This is a genomic window from Psychrobacter sp. AOP5-GZ1-6, assembly GCF_052376345.1.
In the GTDB taxonomy this organism is placed as follows: Bacteria; Pseudomonadota; Gammaproteobacteria; order Pseudomonadales; family Moraxellaceae; genus Psychrobacter.
The window spans coordinates 1-836 of sequence record NZ_JBQSVP010000305.1 but is presented as its reverse complement, the minus strand read 5'-3'; the positions used below and the strand labels follow the sequence as shown (position 1 = coordinate 836).

Below are 836 nucleotides of genomic sequence, written 5' to 3'. Positions count from 1 at the left end.
GGACGTATATCGATGAGCGATAAAATTCATGAATTAGGGTCGGGCTTTTGGAACATACGCGGATCATTTCGCATTGGTGGCGTATTAAATATTGGTACACACTGCTCGCTAGTAAAGTTAAATTCAGGCAAGTTTCTGTTTTTAGACAGTTATACCTTAACGGGTGACGTTAGAGATGAAGTAATGAGGTTGACCAGTAATGGACAAGATGTCGAAGCTGTACTGAACGTACATCCATTTCATACGGTACACTGTGCGCAAATGGCCAAAGACTTTCCACAAGCCACTTTTTATGGCAGTAGTAGGCACCACAAAAAAGTGCCAGACGTACAATGGGCCAATGACTTAGTCGAAAGTGATGCCGTCGCTGAGCGCTATCCTGAGCTCGAGTTTTCTATGTCAGAAGGCGTTTACTATATCTCACCTAATGAGATGATTCATGCCGGTTCATTATTGGTCTACCACCCTGCCAGCAAAAGCTTGCACGTGGATGACACTTTTATGAGTCCACCAACTAAGTTACTAGAGGCGATATTACCTGAGCTAATACTACATCCTACGACCAAAAAAGCACTGAAAAATGAGCCAAGTGCTGGCAAACAATATTGTGACTGGGCTGCCAACCTCGCCCATGAGTGGCGCGATGTCCGCAATTTCTGTGCGGCACATTCATATCTGGTTCAATTTAAAGAAGGTCAGTTTGAAAAGGCATTATTGAAAGCAATTAATAAAGCTCGGCCTAAGCTAGAAAATGCTTGAAGTAACAATCTAAGGTAATAAAACAAGGCGGCTACTTAATTTTAGCCGCTTTATTCATGTAAAAATTTTATATTTAT

The 836-nt window shown here is 41.7% G+C and carries 1 protein-coding gene; it reads left to right on the top strand.

The window, feature by feature from the left end; translation table 11 throughout:
* Positions 1 to 12 precede the first annotated feature (12 nt).
* The gene (locus ACT3RN_RS15925; protein ID WP_192520844.1) at positions 13 to 759 is read left to right on the top strand and encodes a hypothetical protein; all 747 of its coding nucleotides are present in this window, start codon (positions 13 to 15) and stop codon (positions 757 to 759) included.
* Positions 760 to 836: the final 77 nt, after the last annotated feature.